General features: G+C 65.7%; 14 protein-coding genes, 2 tRNA genes, 1 other RNA gene and 1 pseudogene. 5 read left to right on the forward strand and 13 right to left on the reverse strand.

Going from position 1 to position 15,657, the window contains the following annotated elements:
* Positions 1-308: 308 nt before the first annotated feature.
* Positions 309-626 (reverse strand): quaternary ammonium compound efflux SMR transporter SugE, encoded by a 318-nt coding sequence (gene sugE / locus TEP_RS14935; protein WP_132825800.1) that lies wholly within the window; start codon positions 624-626, stop codon positions 309-311.
* 299 nt (positions 627-925) lie between these two features.
* Here sugE and ffs point away from each other — a divergent pair.
* An RNA gene (ffs, locus tag TEP_RS14940) (signal recognition particle sRNA small type) lies at positions 926-1,022 on the forward strand.
* Positions 1,023-1,098: 76 nt separating this feature from the next.
* Here ffs and TEP_RS14945 read toward each other — a convergent pair.
* From TEP_RS14945 to TEP_RS14955, 3 genes and pseudogenes are all read right to left on the reverse strand, one after another.
* Positions 1,099-1,489: pseudogene (locus TEP_RS14945) on the reverse strand (DUF4440 domain-containing protein).
* Positions 1,486-2,253, reverse strand: a complete 768-nt coding sequence (locus TEP_RS14950; protein ID WP_132825801.1) for an MBL fold metallo-hydrolase — start codon at positions 2,251-2,253, stop codon at positions 1,486-1,488. The pseudogene TEP_RS14945 and the gene TEP_RS14950 overlap by 4 nt, the downstream one beginning before the upstream one ends.
* Complete coding sequence (locus TEP_RS14955; RefSeq protein WP_025878162.1) at positions 2,253-3,002, reverse strand: 3-deoxy-D-manno-octulosonic acid kinase; 750 nt, start codon at positions 3,000-3,002, stop codon at positions 2,253-2,255. Before TEP_RS14955 ends, TEP_RS14950 begins: the two co-directional genes overlap by 1 nt.
* A 20-nt stretch (positions 3,003-3,022) precedes the next feature.
* Here TEP_RS14955 and TEP_RS14960 point away from each other — a divergent pair, with 20 nt between their 5' ends.
* A complete protein-coding gene (locus tag TEP_RS14960) occupies positions 3,023-4,069 on the forward strand; it encodes a glycosyltransferase family 9 protein (RefSeq protein ID WP_132825802.1) in 1,047 nt (348 codons plus the stop codon).
* 118 nt (positions 4,070-4,187) lie between these two features.
* On the opposite strand, the gene TEP_RS14965 is transcribed toward TEP_RS14960, so the two are convergent.
* Positions 4,188-4,592 (reverse strand): DUF6165 family protein, encoded by a 405-nt coding sequence (locus tag TEP_RS14965; protein WP_049468383.1) that lies wholly within the window; start codon positions 4,590-4,592, stop codon positions 4,188-4,190.
* A gap of 384 nt (positions 4,593-4,976) precedes the next feature.
* On the opposite strand from TEP_RS14965, the gene TEP_RS14970 reads away from it, so the two are divergent.
* Positions 4,977-5,681 (forward strand): protein phosphatase 2C domain-containing protein, encoded by a 705-nt coding sequence (locus tag TEP_RS14970; protein WP_025878157.1) that lies wholly within the window; start codon positions 4,977-4,979, stop codon positions 5,679-5,681.
* Positions 5,682-5,964: 283 nt separating this feature from the next.
* Here TEP_RS14970 and dnaQ read toward each other — a convergent pair whose 3' ends face one another.
* Genes dnaQ through TEP_RS14985 form a run of 3 tightly spaced genes read right to left on the reverse strand, consistent with a single transcriptional unit; the run spans position 5,965 to position 7,807 of the window.
* The gene (gene dnaQ / locus TEP_RS14975; RefSeq protein WP_132825803.1) at positions 5,965-6,693 is read right to left on the reverse strand and encodes a DNA polymerase III subunit epsilon; all 729 of its coding nucleotides are present in this window, start codon (positions 6,691-6,693) and stop codon (positions 5,965-5,967) included.
* A gap of 4 nt (positions 6,694-6,697) precedes the next feature.
* On the reverse strand, positions 6,698-7,150 hold the full coding sequence (gene rnhA, locus TEP_RS14980; RefSeq protein WP_049468386.1) for a ribonuclease HI: 453 nt from the start codon (positions 7,148-7,150) through the stop codon (positions 6,698-6,700).
* A gap of 12 nt (positions 7,151-7,162) precedes the next feature.
* Positions 7,163-7,807, reverse strand: a complete 645-nt coding sequence (locus tag TEP_RS14985; protein ID WP_132825804.1) for a methyltransferase domain-containing protein — start codon at positions 7,805-7,807, stop codon at positions 7,163-7,165.
* 11 nt (positions 7,808-7,818) lie between these two features.
* Here TEP_RS14985 and gloB point away from each other — a divergent pair, with 11 nt between their 5' ends.
* On the forward strand, positions 7,819-8,583 hold the full coding sequence (gloB, locus tag TEP_RS14990) for a hydroxyacylglutathione hydrolase (protein WP_132825805.1): 765 nt from the start codon (positions 7,819-7,821) through the stop codon (positions 8,581-8,583).
* Positions 8,580-9,782 carry a lytic transglycosylase domain-containing protein gene (locus TEP_RS14995; protein ID WP_132825806.1) on the forward strand — a complete coding sequence of 401 codons (1,203 nt, stop codon included), beginning with the start codon at positions 8,580-8,582 and terminating at the stop codon, positions 9,780-9,782. Before gloB ends, TEP_RS14995 begins: the two co-directional genes overlap by 4 nt.
* 521 nt (positions 9,783-10,303) lie before the next feature.
* Here the strand turns inward: TEP_RS14995 and TEP_RS15000 are convergent.
* From TEP_RS15000 to lon, 5 genes are all read right to left on the reverse strand, one after another.
* Positions 10,304-12,259 carry a peptidyl-prolyl cis-trans isomerase gene (locus tag TEP_RS15000; protein WP_132825807.1) on the reverse strand — a complete coding sequence of 652 codons (1,956 nt, stop codon included), beginning with the start codon at positions 12,257-12,259 and terminating at the stop codon, positions 10,304-10,306.
* A 184-nt stretch (positions 12,260-12,443) separates the two neighbouring features.
* Positions 12,444-12,520, reverse strand: a tRNA-Asp gene (locus tag TEP_RS15005).
* 25 nt (positions 12,521-12,545) lie between these two features.
* Positions 12,546-12,620, reverse strand: a tRNA-Val gene (locus TEP_RS15010).
* Positions 12,621-12,631: 11 nt separating this feature from the next.
* A complete protein-coding gene (locus tag TEP_RS15015) occupies positions 12,632-12,904 on the reverse strand; it encodes an HU family DNA-binding protein (RefSeq protein ID WP_004146343.1) in 273 nt (90 codons plus the stop codon).
* 218 nt (positions 12,905-13,122) lie between these two features.
* On the reverse strand, positions 13,123-15,576 hold the full coding sequence (gene lon / locus TEP_RS15020; RefSeq protein WP_132825808.1) for an endopeptidase La: 2,454 nt from the start codon (positions 15,574-15,576) through the stop codon (positions 13,123-13,125).
* Between the last annotated feature and the right edge of the window lie 81 nt (positions 15,577-15,657).

Genomic DNA, 15,657 nt, shown 5'->3' on the forward strand with positions numbered 1-15,657 from the left:
GTCCCGCCCTGCTCCACCCGGGAACAAGACCTGCGGCATCAACCTTGAAAAACAGTCACACTTTCACGTGCAAGCGCTGCAGGAACTGCGCGCCCCTGCATGCTCGTCAGCACGAAAACTCCCCGGTTTCGCTTGACGAATGGGCGCACTGTGCGGCCGTCAACGCCAGCACCACGTGAATCCGGCACGTTATTTTCATGATGGCCGTCAAATAATCACGGCAGTCGTCACGACTTTGCCGAAAATGCATATTCTCTTGTTTCTGCAGAACGGGAATATCCATATTCCCGCCGCATTCGTAACCGGCCTCAGCTGCTGGAGAGTTTCATCAGCACCAGGCCGGCGACGATCAGTACCGCCGCGCCAATCCGCATCGGGCTGACCTGCTCGCCCAGGAACACGATGCCGACCACGAAAGCACCGACCGCGCCGATACCGGTCCAGATCGTATAGGCGGTGCCCAGCGGCAGGCTGCGCATGGCGACGGCCAGCAGCCAGAAGCTGGCGATCATGCCGACGATGGTGATGACGGTGGGGGTGAGTTTGGTGAAGCCTTCAGACTGCTTCATCGACACGGCCCAGACGATTTCCAGCAGGCCGGCAAACATCAGATGGATCCAGGCCATGACAGCCCTCCTTTGGTAGGGCCAGGCCGTCCTGGTCATTGAATCCCGATGTGGGGGAGGTCGTTCCTCCTGGGACCGGATTCTAGCAACGGCGGCAGCCACCGACCGACGCTGGGGGCACAGGGTTACATCGGATTCAGTGCATGAAGCTGGCATCAACGCACCTGCCTGCGCTAGAATGCGCGTCTGCCATCGGTAAGCCGATGTGCAGTCCGGCTGTGGTCTCCGGCGCACAACGCGCTGCTTCCCCTGATCCGTGAATCGGCCGCCTCCGGGGGGCCAACGTCTCTATGGTGGCCCCGTCGGCCCCTCGCGACGCTAGGTCGAAAACTCCGCCAGGGCCGGAAGGCAGCAACGGTATCGATCGACGCGGGCGCCGAGGTCAGCCGGCGGGGCCACCGCCTTTTCGGCGAAGCCCCGCTCCGGTAGATGCCAGCCTTGGTTGGCGCCCTTCGCCGGGCATGCCCCGGCGCTACCGCGCCTCAGGCGTACCTTGGTGGAACACCATCCGCCAGCCCCGTTGAATGCTGACGCCACAGTGAGCTGCGCAACACCCAGCGCTGCGGTTGGTCATCGACGTGATAGCGACTGCGGTAACGCACTTGGGCCAGGCCCTCTGCCAGCATCCCCACGGCGTACTGGTCCGACTCGATCACCACCTGCGCACGCTCCAGCGGGATCTCTTCCAGCGCGGCCTCACGGCCGTAGCACTGGCCGGAGCTGCCGATCTCACTGAAATCTTCATCCAGCAATGCCGCCAGACGCTCATGATCTGCGCGCACCTGCGGGCAATGCAGTGCGCGTTCCAGCCCCTCCAGTTCGGCGGCCAGCGCCGGCGTTGCGGCGTGGCCGGCGCTGCTCACGGCGGATCCTGCGCCAGCACGTGCGGCGCCGTCGGGGTCGCCAGCGCCACGCACTGCCCCGGCTGTGCCACCCGGTGCCCACGCGCGGCCAAGGCCTGGCCATCGGCCACGCTGGCATAGTGGTACAGCATCATCCGTGCCTGCAGCTCGGCGCTGTACTCGCGCTCCAGGTCATCCACCCCGGTATGCGAAGGATTTCCGTGCAACCCGCAGTCGTGGGCGATCAGTTCGTTGTCACTGGCATAGCGCGCCAGCATTTCCGGAATTGGCCGGGTGTCGCCGCTCCAGGTCAGCGCGCCCTGCAGGCGCAAGCCATAGGCCGTCTCCGGCCAGTGGTGGCGCACGGGGAACACCTCCAGCCGCACACCCTCGTGCCAGAACGCATCGCCCACCACGATCAGCTGGAAGGCATCCCAGAAGTTGGCGCCGCCCTCGGCCAGCACGTTCGGGTAATCGCCGATGCGCTTGTGCAGCAGCGGCACCACCGTGGCCGGCACGTACAGGCGCACCTTGCCGCGCCGCTGCGCGCTGAAGAAGGTATCCACGAACAGCCGTTCGAAACCGGCCACATGGTCCAGGTGCACATGGGTAACAAACAGCGCCTGCGGCATGTGCCCGTAATGGGCCTTGAAGGCAGTCAGGCCTTCGCCGCCGCAGTCGATGGTCAGCCACGGCCGGCCATCGCGCTCGATCACCGACATCGGCGAACCCAGCTCGACCGCCGACGCATTGCCGACGCCGAGGAAACGCAACGACCAGTCCATCAGGTGCCCCGGTTCCAGGCCATGTCATAGGCGCGGCGCAGGCGCGCGTAGTCTTTTTCCACGTCTTCCACGCTGCGCTCACCGCGCAGCTTGATCAGCGAGCGCAGCAGGCGCTTGAGATTGCGCTCGCGCCAGGCGGTGGCCGGGATGCGGATCACCCCGCGATCGAAGTCGATCAGCCAGCCATGGCCGTTGCCATCGAACAGGATGTTGTGCGCATTGAGATCGGCATGGTCCAGCCCGGCACGGTGGAAGCGCGCGATCATCCGCCCGGTTTCCTCCCACGGCGCCCCGCGCCCGGCCACCAGTGCGCGGTCGGCCAGCGAGCGCACCCCTTCGATCCGCTCCATCAGGATCGCGGCGCGGTAGCGCAGGCCTTCACGCATATAGAAGGCGGCAATCGGCCGGGGCACCGGCAGCTTCTTCTCGCGCAGCGCGCGCATCAGCCGGAATTCGGCAAAGCTGCGGGTCCGGTCCGCCCCCCGCCAGATGTACTGGTCGTGGCTGATCCGGGCCGCCAGCCCCCCGCGCAGGTAGTGCCGCAGCACGCTGGCGCCGAACGGCGCATCGACGAACCAGGCGCTGCCACGGCCGCCCTCACCCACCGGCCGGGCCTTGCCGGCCCAGTGCTGTGGCGAGAACAGACCGATGTCGGCTTGCCGCAGCCGCTCGCGGTCGAACAGAATGGCCCCGATGCCGCGACCCTCGCGGCATGGCGTCAGCGCTTCATTGGCGTCGAATGCGACCATTCCTTTGAGTCTAACAACACATGGCATCAGCGTCCTCCTCCTTGTGTCTTCTGCGCCTGTCCGCTCTTGGCGATGTGACCCACGTAGTGCCGCTGGTGCGCACCCTGCAGGCCGCGCGCCCGGACACGCCGATCCACTGGATCATCGACAAGGTCGGACAGAAGCTGCTCGATGGCCTGCCGGGCGTCACCTTCCACGCCTACGACAAGAAGACCGGCATGGCCGGAGTGAAGGAGCTGCGCAAGCAGTTGCCGCCCGGGCGTTTCGAGGCCCTGCTGCAGATGCAGGTGGCCTTCCGCGCCAACGTGCTGTCGGCCTTCATTCCTGCCGAGCGCCGCATCGGGTACGACCGCAGCCGCTCCAAGGACCTGCACGGCCTCTTCATCAACGAACGCATCCCTGATCGCCCGGGCATCCATGTGCTCGATGCCATCGGCAGCTTCTGCGAGCCGCTGGGCCTGCGCCAGACCGACGTCAGCTGGGACCTGGCCGTGCCGCAGGCAGCCTATGACTGGGCCGCTGCGCAATGGCAGGACGATGGCCGGCCGGTGCTGATGATCTCGCCCTGCTCCAGCCACGTGCGCCGCAACTGGTACGCCGACCGCTATGCCGAGGTCGCCAACCATGCCGTTTCGCGCGGATGGCGGGTCGTGCTGTGCGGCGGCCGCAGCGAACTGGAGCGCAGCATGGCCGACGCCATCCAGGCCCAGCTGGATGTTCCGGCGCTGGACCTGGTCGGCAAGGACACACTCAAGCAGTTGCCGGCCCTGCTGGCCCGCGCCAACCTGGTGATGACCCCGGACTCTGGCCCGATGCACATCGCCAACGCAATGGGTACCAAGGTGCTGGGCCTGCATGCGGCCAGCAACCCGAACCGCAGCGGCCCGTATTCGGACCGCCGCTACTGCGCCGACCGCTACGACGACGCGGCGCGCAAGTATCTGGGCAAGCAGGCAGCCGACCTCAAGTGGGGCACCAAGATCGAATTCGACGACGTGATGGAACTGATCACCGTCGAGGACGTGATTGCCGCGTTCGAGCGTTACGTCGCCGACCATCTGGGGTGAGTGGCACGCCGGGCAGCTGGGCGCTGTCTACTGGGTGCGGACCCTGGTCCGCACCGTCCCGCAACCCGGGAGATCCATCCACGCATGGCGTGAGTCTCCTGCGTCGGGCCGCCTGGGATTACGCGCGCTGCGTGTAGTCCTGGTAGGACTTCTCTTCCACGTACGCCGAACCCAGCGCCAGGTTGATCGCCTTCTTGATCCGTGCGCGTTCGTCGTTGCGCAGGTACACGCTGCGCGCCAGGTCGATGAACCCCTGATCGAAGGCCTGCGCCTTGTCCTTCAGGCGGATGTCGTCCTCGATCTCCCACAGCTGCTCGTTGACCGTCTTCAGCTCGGCGCGCAGCTTGGCGATGTCCTTCACTGCCGCCGGGTGCGCCATCCACGTGGTTTCCAGCGCGGACAGCTCCTTGCGTACGTTGGCCAGCTTGCCTTCGTCACTGATGCGCTCGGACTTGATCTGCAGGATCGAGATCTTGTCCAGCAGCTCGCCGAATGAAACGGGGACGAGGATTTCAGCAGTCATCGTGGGAGCTCCAGCAGGTGATGGCATACATGGTAACCCGCCGCACGCGAACAGCATCCACGCATGGCGTGGATCTACTCAAGCATCCGGGGGAAGGTCGGCAAAGGGAGGGGCCCGAACGTTGCATCGCAACGTTTGGGGCGACGCGCGAAGCGTCGTCGCATCCCCGCGCCNGATTAAAAAAGCAGGTACATTCAACCGCTCTGCCACCTCTCCAGATGTTCCCCGGCGAACCGGGGACGCGCATCATACGAGGAAGCGCGGCTGACGACAAGTCATTGCGCCCAATGAAGTGAAATTTTCCTGACTGCATGGCTTGCCGGATGTCCGCTTGGCCGTGATGATGCCGTTCTCCCCGGCATTACCCCGTCCCCAGCAGCCACCATGATCGAATTCGGACACCTCACCCACCCCGGCCTGCGCCGCGAGCTCAACGAGGACACCTATTATGGTGACGGCGAGCTGGCCCTGTGGCTGGTAGCCGACGGCATGGGCGGGCACGCCTGCGGCGAGGTGGCCAGCGCACTGGCGCGCGAGACCATCGTCCGTGAGATCCGCCGTGGCGCGCCGTTGGCGCAGGCGATCCGTACCGCCGACGAAGAGATCATCCGCGCCTCGCGCCGGCGCAACGACAGCCTGCCGATGGGCACCACCGTGGTCGCTGCACGAGTGCAGGGCAACCGTTACGAAGTGGCCTGGGTCGGCGACAGCCGCGCCTATCTGTGGCGCGATGGCCAGCTCGCCCAGCTCAGCCAGGACCACAGCGTGGTGCAGGAACTGGTCGCGCAGGGCAACCTGACCGCCGAGCAGGCGCGCGCCCATCCCCACCGCAACGTGGTCACCCAGGCACTGGGCGTCACCGACCCGGCACACCTGAACGTGGCGACCACCAGCGGCGAGCTGCGCCCGGGCATGCAGTTGCTGCTGTGCAGTGATGGACTGACCGAGGAAGTGGATGACCGCGGCATCGCCCGCACCCTCGCCTTCGACGATGCCAGCGCACAGGAATGCGTAGACAGCCTGGTCGCCTCCGCCCTCGACGGCGGCGGCTCGGACAACATCACCGTGATCCTGGTGCGCTGCCACTGAAGCCGGCTGGAGGCAAGCCCCCTGAGTCAGGGGGCGGCCGCGAAGCGGTGGGGGTATGGATGCTGGTGAGACGGGGCCCACGATTTGCAAGGCAAATTGTGGGGCGCCAGCGCGATTGCGCTGGCGCGTCATCGGACAACATCACCGTGATCCTGGTGCGCTGCCACTGATCCACGCCATCCACGCATTGCGTGGATCTACAGTAGAGCCACGCCATGCGTGGCTGCATTTCACGCGCATCACCACCCCGTGCGTGGCTGCATTTCGCACGTCACCGCTGCGCCTACGCGCTCGCGGCCTCTTCCACCTTCGGGCCGTCCCACAAAGCGTGGCCAGCCTTCTTGCGCAGCCGTTCCAGACGCGCCGCATGCGCTTCCTGCTCTGACGGTGTGGCCACCACGCGCGGCCGCGGCAGCAGCTTGGACACATCGAACGCCTGCAACGCCGCAGCGCCACCGGCATCGTCATCGCCCAGCCCGAAGCCGATCTCCTCCTGGCCCGAGGTCAGCGCGATGTACACATCACCCAGGATCTGCGCATCCAGCAGACCGCCATGCAGGGCGCGGTGCGAGTTGTCCACGCCCAGCCGCTTGCACAGGGCATCGAGGGAATTGCGCTGGCCCGGGAAGCGCTCGCGCGCCAGCGCCAGGGTATCGATCACCGTGCAGCGGTCGGTGATCTTCCCGTACTGCTCTCCCAACAGGGAAAGCTCATTGTCGAGGAAACCCAGGTCGAACGCGGCGTTGTGGATGATCAGCTCGGCGCCATCGATGAAGGCCAGGAACTCCTCCACGACCTGCGCGAACTCCGGCTTGTCGGCCAGAAATTCCAGGGTCAGGCCGGTTACTTCCTGCGCACCCTGTTCGAATTCGCAGTCCGGCTTCAGGTACTGGTGATAGGTATTGCCGGTCGGGCGGCGCTTGAACAACTCGACGCAGCCGATTTCGACGACGCGGTTGCCCTTCTTCCACTCCAGGCCGGTGGTTTCGGTATCAAGGATGATCTGACGCATGGGCTCAGTTTACCGGGCTGCCGTCGCGGATCTGGATCGCCGCGTTGCGGGCCAGGGTATCCACGCGTTCATTGTCCGGGTCGCCGGAATGGCCTTTCACCCAGCGCCAGTCGATCTGGTGCCGCAGCGTGGCAGCCTGCAGGCGCTCCCACAGTTCACGGTTCTTCACCGGGTCACCGCCGGCGGTCTTCCAGTTCTTGCGGATCCAGCCCGGCAGCCACTGGGTCAGGCCCTGCCGTACGTACTGCGAATCGGTATAGAGGACGATCTGGCAGGGCTCGGTCAGCGACTCCAGGCCGGAAATGGCCGCCATCAGCTCCATCCGATTGTTGGTGGTATGCGCCTCTCCACCGCTCAGTTCGCGCTCGTGCCCCTTGTAGCGCAGCAGCGCCGCCCAGCCACCGGGGCCGGGATTGCCGAGGCAGGAACCGTCGGTGTGGATTTCGATGGTTTTCAATACAACTCCAGATCAGGTAGCAACGGTGCCGTGCCAGCGCACGGGCAACGGGGTCGGCCCGGGCAGGGCCAGCGTGCGTTTTTCGGCGTGGAACAGGCAGGCCGCGCGCAAGGGGGCCCAGCCGCCGCGACGGCGGCTGCCGGCACCCTGCCACATCGGCCCCAGGTAACGCATGTCCTCGCATTCCAGGCCATGGCGCTCAAGCAGTTGGCGGATCCGCTGCGGCGTGCGCACCACCAGCCCGTGCTGGCGCCAGCGCGTGCGGAACGGGCTGAACGGGTTGAGGCTGGTCAGCCACAGATGGCCGCCAGGCATCAGCACGCGCTCGCATTCGTCCAGCAGATGGTCAGCATCACCGACGGTCACATGCTGCAGCACGATGGCGTTGACGCTCTCGTTGGGCAGCGGCAAGGGCAGTGCGCAGCGCGCATCACCGGCGTAACCACTGCCCTGGCGATGCAGGCGCAGGCCACGCCCGCCCAGTCGCGCATCCGCCAGCCAGGCGGCGCTGGGGGCGATCCATAGCCAGGGTTGGATCGGCAGCAGCGCCAGCTGCGGCAGCAGCAGCTGCCGTTCGAGCACGCGCAGAGCCTCCGCCGGTTCGCTGTCGAACCACGGAGCCTGGCTCGCTTGACGGGTGCTCTGCAGCGCGGGCATGGTCCAATTCTATGCGACTGACTGCCCTGCCCGCATTTGCGGACAATTACATCTGGATGCTGATCGCCGACGATGGTGCTGCCGTGGTCGTCGATCCCGGCGACGCTGCGCCGGTACTGGCGCTGGCCGCCCAAGGCGTGCGCGTGGACACCATCCTGCTCACCCACCACCACGACGATCACATCGGCGGGGTACCGGCGCTGCAGGCGCGTTTTCCCGGCGTGCGCGTGGTCGCACCGGTCGAAGAGCGCATCCCGATGGCCACCGAGCGGGTCGGTGAAGGTGAACGTGTTCAGGCACTGGGCCGGATGTTCCACGTACTATCCGTCCCCGGGCACACCCGCAGCCACATCGCGTTTCACACCGCTGAACAGCTTTTCAGCGGAGATTCGTTGTTCAGCCTGGGCTGTGGACGCCTGTTCGAAGGTACGCCGTCCCAGCTGCTGGCATCGATGCGCAAGCTGGGTGCCCTGCCCGCGCAACTGCTGCTGTGTTGCGCTCACGAGTACACCGTGTCAAATGCCGTCTTCGCGCGGCATGTCGACCCCGCCAACGCTGCCTTGTTGCAGCGCCAAGAGGAGGCTTTGGCCATGCGCCGCGATGACCGTTCCACCCTGCCAGTATCCCTGGCCGATGAAATTGCCTGCAATCCGTTCCTGCGTACCCACACTGCGCCCATCCGCGCGGCCGTGTCGGCACACCTGGGGCGCGAAGTCGTGGACGACGTCGACGTCATGGCCGGTCTCCGGCACTGGAAAGACGGCTTCCGCGCATGAGTCGCCGAAGTCTGCCGCTGGCCCTGGGTCTCGTCCTGGGGTTGGCCGGAACTGCCGGCGCACAATCGCTGGGCGCCGGCATCAGCCAGAACCTGACCGCCGCCTCGGCCCTGCCGCTGGATCCGTCAACGCTGCCGGCCGCATCGGTACGTAACGGCCAGGAGATTTTCTCCAGCTTCCGCGACGGCCTTGCAGAACCTACCTGTGACGCCGAAGCCACCAGCCCGCGCTGGCAGAAGCAGTTCGCCCACGCGCCTTCGCGGTTGGCCAACCAGGATGACGACGCGCTGGTGCTGTTCGGCTATGTGGTCGAAGAGCTGCGCAAAGCCAACCTGCCCACCGAATTCGCCCTGATTCCTTTCGTCGAAAGTGGCTACCGGCCCAATGCCCGCAACGGCAGCGGCCCGACCGGCCTGTGGCAGTTCATCGCCACCACGGCACGCAACCATCGCGTACCGATGAGCAACAACTACGACGGCCGACTGTCGGCAGTGGAGTCCACCCAGGCCGCCGTGCGCTATCTGAAGACCCTGCATGGCATGTTCGGCGGTGACTGGCGCCTGGCCACCATGGCCTACAACGCCGGCGAGTACCGCGTGCTGCAGTCCATGCGCAAGGCGGGCATGAATGCGCAGAACGCCAAGCCGGCGGGCCTGCCCGGGCTGTCGCCGGTCACCCATGCCTACGTCGAGAAGCTGCATGCCCTGGCTTGCGTGCTGGAAGACGTGGAAGACCAGCCGGGCGTGATGGCCTCGCTGGACCGCACCGTACCGGTGCTGAAGGACCACACCCTGCCGGCGGGCACCAGCGTCCAGCAATGGGCCGCCCAGCGCGCGCTGGACCCGGCGAAGATCGCCCGCTTGAATCCGGCACTGGCCGCCGGCAACCGCCCGTCGGGCACGGCCCGCGTACTGGCCCCGGTTTCGGCGTCCAACGCGAACGTTGCCGACAGCGCCAGCACAGCCGTTGCCACTGCACTTGCCAGCACCGCCAGCGCCGCGCCGAGCCCGCAGGTGGCCAAGGTGGTCGCGTCAGCTGCCGATCGCCCGCGCAACCGTCGCCACACCGTGCGCAACGGCGAATCGGCATGGACCATCGCCCGCCGCTACGGCATGCCGGTGAAGGCGCTGTTGTCGCTGAACGGCTTGAGCGGCAGCAGCGTGCTGAAGCCAGGCGCGGTACTGCGCGTCGAGGACTGAGGTTGGCGCGGCGCTGCCGCGCGGTTTCCGGCCAACGGCGGAGCCCTTCGCGGGTGGCCCTGATCGCTCGTGTGCGGCCGGGCAGATGGGCTGCGCAGGGGCCGCTGCAAGTCCCCCCCCTCCGGGGACCGGCCCAGCCGCTGGCGGCTGTGCGTTCGGGCGCTTGCGAAGCAGTGCTTCGCAAGCAAAGCGTCCTCACCCCTGTAAGCCCGGTCGCCGCCTGCTCGCGTGCGCTGTCCTGCGCACACGGCAAGACCGGGGTTGGGCGTCCTGCCCAACCCGCCCGAGGCATGCCTCGGGCCCATGCGGCTCACGCCCCTGCACAGCCCACCTGCCCGGCCGCGGACAGATTCCGGTGGCACCCACGGACCAGAAGATGAAGTGCAGGAGCAGGTCGCTCCGCGCCTGCTAGCGGCCGACCTTGGTCGTCACTCATCGCGCAGGTCACCGATCGATCAGGGTTGCGACAACAAAAAAGGCCCGGCAATGCCGGGCCTTTTCATTCCTGCTCGCCAGAGGGCTTACAGGTTCGCTTCGGTGGTCTGGATCAAGAACTTCTTGCGCATCGCCTCGATGTAAGCCTTGGCAGCAGCCATGCCGTCGATCTGGCTCAGCTGGTCCTTCAGCTGCTTCTGCTGTTCGGCGGTCACTTCCTTGATGTCGCCCGGGTTGACCTTGTTCACCGCGAAGACCAGCGCATGGCCGTTGACATCGACCTTGCCGTAGCTCGGCTTGCCCTCGGCAGGCAGCGGCGCACTGAAGATCGCGCGGTTGATTTCCGGGGTCGGCACCGGCTGGCTGCGCGGCAGGCCCGGCATCGGGCTCAGCTGCAGCTTCTCGCTGGCAGCCAGCGACTGCAGGGTCGCGCCGGCCTTCAGCTTGGCCAGCAGGGCATCGGCGGCCTTGTCACCAGCCTGGCGCTGACGGTCGGCACGGATCGCGGCGATCACCTGCTCACGCGCCTTGTCCAGCGGCAGCGCCTGCTCCGGGGTATGCGCGGCAACGCGGATCACCACGCTGTGGTTGCTGCTGCCGCCCAGGGCGATCGGATCGCTGGCGGTACCGTCCTGCACCAGGACGTCGGAGAAGGCGGCACGCAGCACGGCCGGATCAGCAGCAATACCGGTGGCGGTCGTGCGCGTGATCGGGCCCAGCGTCTGCATCGACAGGCCGACCGCCTTGGCGGCCGCGGCCAGGTCGCTCGGGCTCTTGTTGATGGCATCGACCAAGCGGCCCGCCAGATCGTTGAAGCCGCGCTCGCCGTCGGCCTTCAACTGCTCGGCAGCCAAGGTGTCGCGTACTTCTTCGAAGGACTTGCCCTGGCCGCCACGAACCGCTGCGACCTTGATGATGTGGTAACCGAAGTCGGTCTTGACCGGGCCGATCACCTCACCCGCCTTGGCAGCAAACAGTGCGTCTTCGAACGGCTTGACCATCGCGCCCCGCTCCACCCAGCCCAGGTCACCGCCCTGCGCCTTGGAGCCGGGATCTTCCGAGTTCGCCTTGGCCAGCGCGGCAAAGTCGGCACCTGCCGCCTTTGCTTCGACAGCCAGCTTGGCGGCCTTGGCTTCAGCACCGTCGCCGGTGATCAGGATGTGCGCCGCCTGGCGCTGTTCCGGCGTGGTGAACTTGGCTTTCTCGTCTTCATAGCGCTTGCGCAGGGTCGCTTCGTCGGCCGCAGTCGGCGCCGGCAGGTTGGCACCATTGAGCTCGACATATTCCAGCGACACCGATTCGGCCTGGCGGAAATCCTTGCCATGGCTGTCGTACCACTGCTTGATCTGCGCGTCGGTGACCGGCGCGGTATCCACCGGAACTTCCGGCAGCGCGGCCAGTTCCACATCGCGGGTCTCGCCCAGCAGCTTCAACAGACGCTCGGTCTCGGCCTGGGTGACAAAACCGGAATTCTGCAGGCCCGATGGGATCACCGACTGCTGCAGGCTTTCACGCACCAGTTCCTGGAACTGGGTCGGCGTGCGCGGCGGATTGCCACCGGCCAGGGCAAGACGGTAATTGCTTTCGCTGAACTTGCCATCGGCGCCCAGGAAGCCCGGAATGGTGGCGATGTATTCGCGCACAGCGCCGTCGCCAATCACGACACCGGCCTGCTCACCGACCAGGCGCACGACCTGCTCGTCGATCAACTGGTCGAGCACGGCCAGCTTGTTCTCGGTGCTTTCGAACGCGCGCGGATCGAAGTTCTCTCCCTGCTGCTGGCGTTCGCGCATGCGTTCCTGCTCGAAACGGGTGCGGAAGTCCTGTGCACTGATCTCATGGTGCTGCCACATCATGCGCACCGGCCACCAGGACGGCGCCGAGCGCCACCAGGTCGGCGGTGCCGAAACCTTGGCGACGTTCTGCGCGCCGACGCCACCGAGGTAGCTGTTGTCGATCACGAACAGGAACGGAATCATCAGCAGCCCCAGGATCACGGTAACGATCCAGCCTGAGGTCTTGTCGCGGAGTTTCTGCAGCATGGTGAGAAATCACAAGGCTTGATTGGCGAGCCGGGCAGTGTAACCCGCTTCGCGGCGTGGACCAAAAGCAGTGGCAGCAGGGCCTGGCGCCATCCTGCCCAGGCGATCTGCACGTTCGCGCGCATCGAATGATGGAAATGGCGCAAAGAAAAAGCCCCCGACTTGCGTCGAGGGCTCTTAGAGTTGGCGGAGCGGACGGGACTCGAACCCGCGACCTCCGGCGTGACAGGCCAGCATTCTAACCAGCTGAACTACCGCTCCACATTTCAAACTTACCGCGGTGCTGTGGTGGGTGCTGAGGGTTTCGAACCCCCGACCCTCTCCGTGTAAAGGAGACGCTCTACCGCTGAGCTAAGCACCCCAGCGAGCCGCTTAGTTTACAGCATCCTTCAGGGCCTTACCAGCCTTGAACGACGGATTCTTCGAAGCAGCGATCTTGATGGTGTCGCCGGTCTTCGGGTTGCGGCCGGTGCGGGCAGCACGGTCGCGGACCTGGAAGGTACCGAAGCCAACCAGGGTGACCGCATCGCCGTCCTTCAGCGCCTTGGTGACGGCAGCAACGACGGCATCGACAGCGCGGCTGGACTCGGCCTTGGTCAGGTCGGCAGCTTCAGCAACGGCATCGATCAATTCGGTCTTGTTCATTCTGTACAACTCCTTTGGCGGTGGGTTCCGCGTATTCGACAGGGAAGCAACCGCACGACGTCTGCATGCGGTTGCCATGTGGAAACGGTTCGCCGAATTCAGTGAGCGCTGACTGCGATCACTCATTCGCGAGTGCTGCTTTTATACCAGCGGCCCTACCCCCACGCAAGCTGGAAAGCCAGCAACGACGCGGGTTTCAAGCATTTCGACAGGACGCATCAATGCTTGACGCGCGCGTTTCCACTTGGTTTGGCCTTGCTGCGCACCGTGACGCGCTGCGCACTCTTGCGCGTCTTCTTCGGTGCCAGCGGACGTTCCAGGGCCAGATCGAGCACTTCCTCGATGTACTTCACCGGCACGATCTCCAGGTCGCGGGTGACGTTGGCCGGAATGTCGGCAAGATCCTTGCGGTTCTCATCGGGGATGATCACCGTGCGGATTCCGCCGCGCAGAGCCGCCAGCAGCTTCTCCTTGAGGCCGCCGATCGCGGTGACGCGACCACGCAGGGTGATTTCGCCGGTCATCGCCACATCGGCGCGCACGGCGACCTTGGTCAGCATCGACACCAGCGAGGTCACCATTGCCGCACCGGCACTGGGGCCATCCTTCGGCGTCGCACCATCGGGTACATGCAGATGCACGTCGTGCTTCTGCAGGAAGTCCGCATCGATGCCGAAGCGCTCGGCGCGTGAACGCACCACCGACAACGCCGCCGACGCCGATTCCTTCATCACGTTGCCGAGCTGGCCGGTCAGGATCAGCTGTCCCTTGCCCGGTACCAGCGTCGATTCGATCTGCAGCAGGTCGCCACCGACTTCGGTCCAGGCCAGGCCCGTGACCAGGCCGATCTCGTTCTCTTCTTCGGCACGGCCGAAGTCGAAGCGACGCACGCCCAGGTACTTGTCCAGGTTCTTGCTCGACACGCTCACCAGCGCCTTGGACCTGCGCGCGCCCTTCTTCGCCTTCGCCACCGGCTGCGGCCCACCCAGCGCGATTTCCTTCACCACCTTGCGGCAGATCTTGGCGATCTCGCGTTCCAGGTTGCGCACGCCCGATTCGCGCGTGTAGTAGCGCACGATGTCCTGGATCGCATCACTGCCGATCTCCAGCTCTTCCGGCTTCAGGCCGTTGGCCTTGATCTGCTTGGGCGACAGGTAACGGGTGGCGATGTTGAGCTTCTCATCCTCGGTGTAACCGGGGATGCGGATCACTTCCATGCGGTCCAGCAGCGGGCCCGGAATGTTGAGTGAGTTCGAGGTCGCCACGAACATCACTTCGGACAGGTCCAGGTCCACTTCCAGGTAGTGGTCGTTGAACGCGTTGTTCTGCTCGGGGTCGAGCACTTCCAGCAGCGCCGAAGACGGATCGCCGCGGAAGTCCATCGACATCTTGTCGATCTCGTCCAGCACGAACAGCGGGTTCTTGCTGCCCACCTTGTTGAGGTTCTGCACGATGCGGCCCGGCATCGAACCGACATAGGTACGACGGTGACCACGGATCTCGGCTTCATCGCGCACGCCGCCGAGCGACATGCGCACGAACTTGCGGTTGGTGGCCTTGGCGATGGACTGGCCCAGCGAGGTCTTGCCCACGCCCGGCGGCCCGACCAGGCACAGGATCGGGCCCTTCATCTGCTTCACCCGTGACTGCACCGCCAGGTATTCAAGGATGCGTTCCTTGACCTTCTCCAGGCCGTAGTGATCGGCATCGAGGGTGTCCTGCGCGGCCTTCAGGTCCTTGCGAACCTTGCTGCGCTTCTTCCACGGCACGCCCAGCAGCCACTCCAGGTAGTTGCGCACGACCGCTGCTTCGGCAGACATCGGCGACATCTGCTTGAGCTTGTTGAGCTCGTTGCGCGCCTTGGCTTCCACCGGCTTGGGCATGCCCGCTTCGGCGATCTTGCGCGCCAGCTCTTCCAGTTCGCCCGGCGCATCGTCCAGGTCACCCAGCTCCTTCTGGATGGCCTTCATCTGTTCGTTGAGGTAGTACTCGCGCTGGCTCTTTTCCATCTGCGACTTCACGCGGCCGCGGATGCGCTTTTCCATCTGCTGCACGTCGATCTCGCCGTCGACCAGGCCGACCAGCATCTCCAGGCGTTCGCCCACCGCCAGCGTTTCCAGCAGGCGCTGCTTGTCCGACAACCGCACGCTGATATGGGCGGCGATGGTGTCGGCCAGGCGTGTCGGCTCATCGATGCCGGCCAGGGTCTGCAGCAGTTCCGGCGGCAGCTTGCGGTTGGTCTTGACGTACTGCTCGAACAGCGACATCAGCGAGCGGGCGATGGCCTCGATCTCGCGCGGCTCGCGCGCATCGGCGGCCTCGATTTCCACGGCCTGGCCGTGCAGTGATCCATCGCGTTCGCTGACGCTGGTCACCTGCACGCGCGACAGGCCTTCGACCAGCACCTTGATGGTGCCGTCGGGCAGCTTCAGCAGCTGCAGCACCTGCGCCAGCGTGCCGACCTGGTAGAGGTCGGCGGCCTGCGGATCATCTGTCTCGGCCGACTTCTGCGCCAGCAGCAGGATGCGCTTGTCTGCTTCCATCGCCTGTTCCAGCGCGTGCATGGACTTGTCGCGGCCGACGAACAGCGGGATGACCATGTGCGGGAATACCACTACGTCGCGCAGCGGCAGGACCGGCAGGTCGAGGGTCTCACTTGGGGAACGGGCCATGGGGGCTCCAGGGAAGGGGAAAACCGTCTCCGGGAGGGCATCTTCCGGAGACAAAAAAAGCCGATGGCCCCGTTATGGGGC

Source organism: Stenotrophomonas sp. TEPEL, from assembly GCF_004348785.1.
Classification (GTDB): Bacteria; Pseudomonadota; Gammaproteobacteria; order Xanthomonadales; family Xanthomonadaceae; genus Stenotrophomonas; species Stenotrophomonas indicatrix.

Excerpts from the sequence above, each read along its gene's own strand:
- TEP_RS14965 (WP_049468383.1), bottom strand. The coding sequence starts at position 4,592 with ATGACTGCTGAAATCCTCGTCCCCGTTTCATTCGGCGAGCTGCTGGAC.
- TEP_RS14995 (WP_132825806.1), top strand. The coding sequence starts at position 8,580 with ATGAGTCGCCGAAGTCTGCCGCTGGCCCTGGGTCTCGTCCTGGGGTTG.
- dnaQ (WP_132825803.1), bottom strand. The coding sequence starts at position 6,693 with ATGCGTCAGATCATCCTTGATACCGAAACCACCGGCCTGGAGTGGAAG.
- TEP_RS15015 (WP_004146343.1), bottom strand. The coding sequence starts at position 12,904 with ATGAACAAGACCGAATTGATCGATGCCGTTGCTGAAGCTGCCGACCTG.
- TEP_RS14985 (WP_132825804.1), bottom strand. The coding sequence starts at position 7,807 with ATGCCCGCGCTGCAGAGCACCCGTCAAGCGAGCCAGGCTCCGTGGTTC.
- TEP_RS14955 (WP_025878162.1), bottom strand. The coding sequence starts at position 3,002 with ATGGTCGCATTCGACGCCAATGAAGCGCTGACGCCATGCCGCGAGGGT.
- lon (WP_132825808.1), bottom strand. The coding sequence starts at position 15,576 with ATGGCCCGTTCCCCAAGTGAGACCCTCGACCTGCCGGTCCTGCCGCTG.
- gloB (WP_132825805.1), top strand. The coding sequence starts at position 7,819 with ATGCGACTGACTGCCCTGCCCGCATTTGCGGACAATTACATCTGGATG.
- TEP_RS15000 (WP_132825807.1), bottom strand. The coding sequence starts at position 12,259 with ATGCTGCAGAAACTCCGCGACAAGACCTCAGGCTGGATCGTTACCGTG.
- TEP_RS14960 (WP_132825802.1), top strand. The coding sequence starts at position 3,023 with ATGGCATCAGCGTCCTCCTCCTTGTGTCTTCTGCGCCTGTCCGCTCTT.
- TEP_RS14950 (WP_132825801.1), bottom strand. The coding sequence starts at position 2,253 with ATGGACTGGTCGTTGCGTTTCCTCGGCGTCGGCAATGCGTCGGCGGTC.
- TEP_RS14970 (WP_025878157.1), top strand. The coding sequence starts at position 4,977 with ATGATCGAATTCGGACACCTCACCCACCCCGGCCTGCGCCGCGAGCTC.
- sugE (WP_132825800.1), bottom strand. The coding sequence starts at position 626 with ATGGCCTGGATCCATCTGATGTTTGCCGGCCTGCTGGAAATCGTCTGG.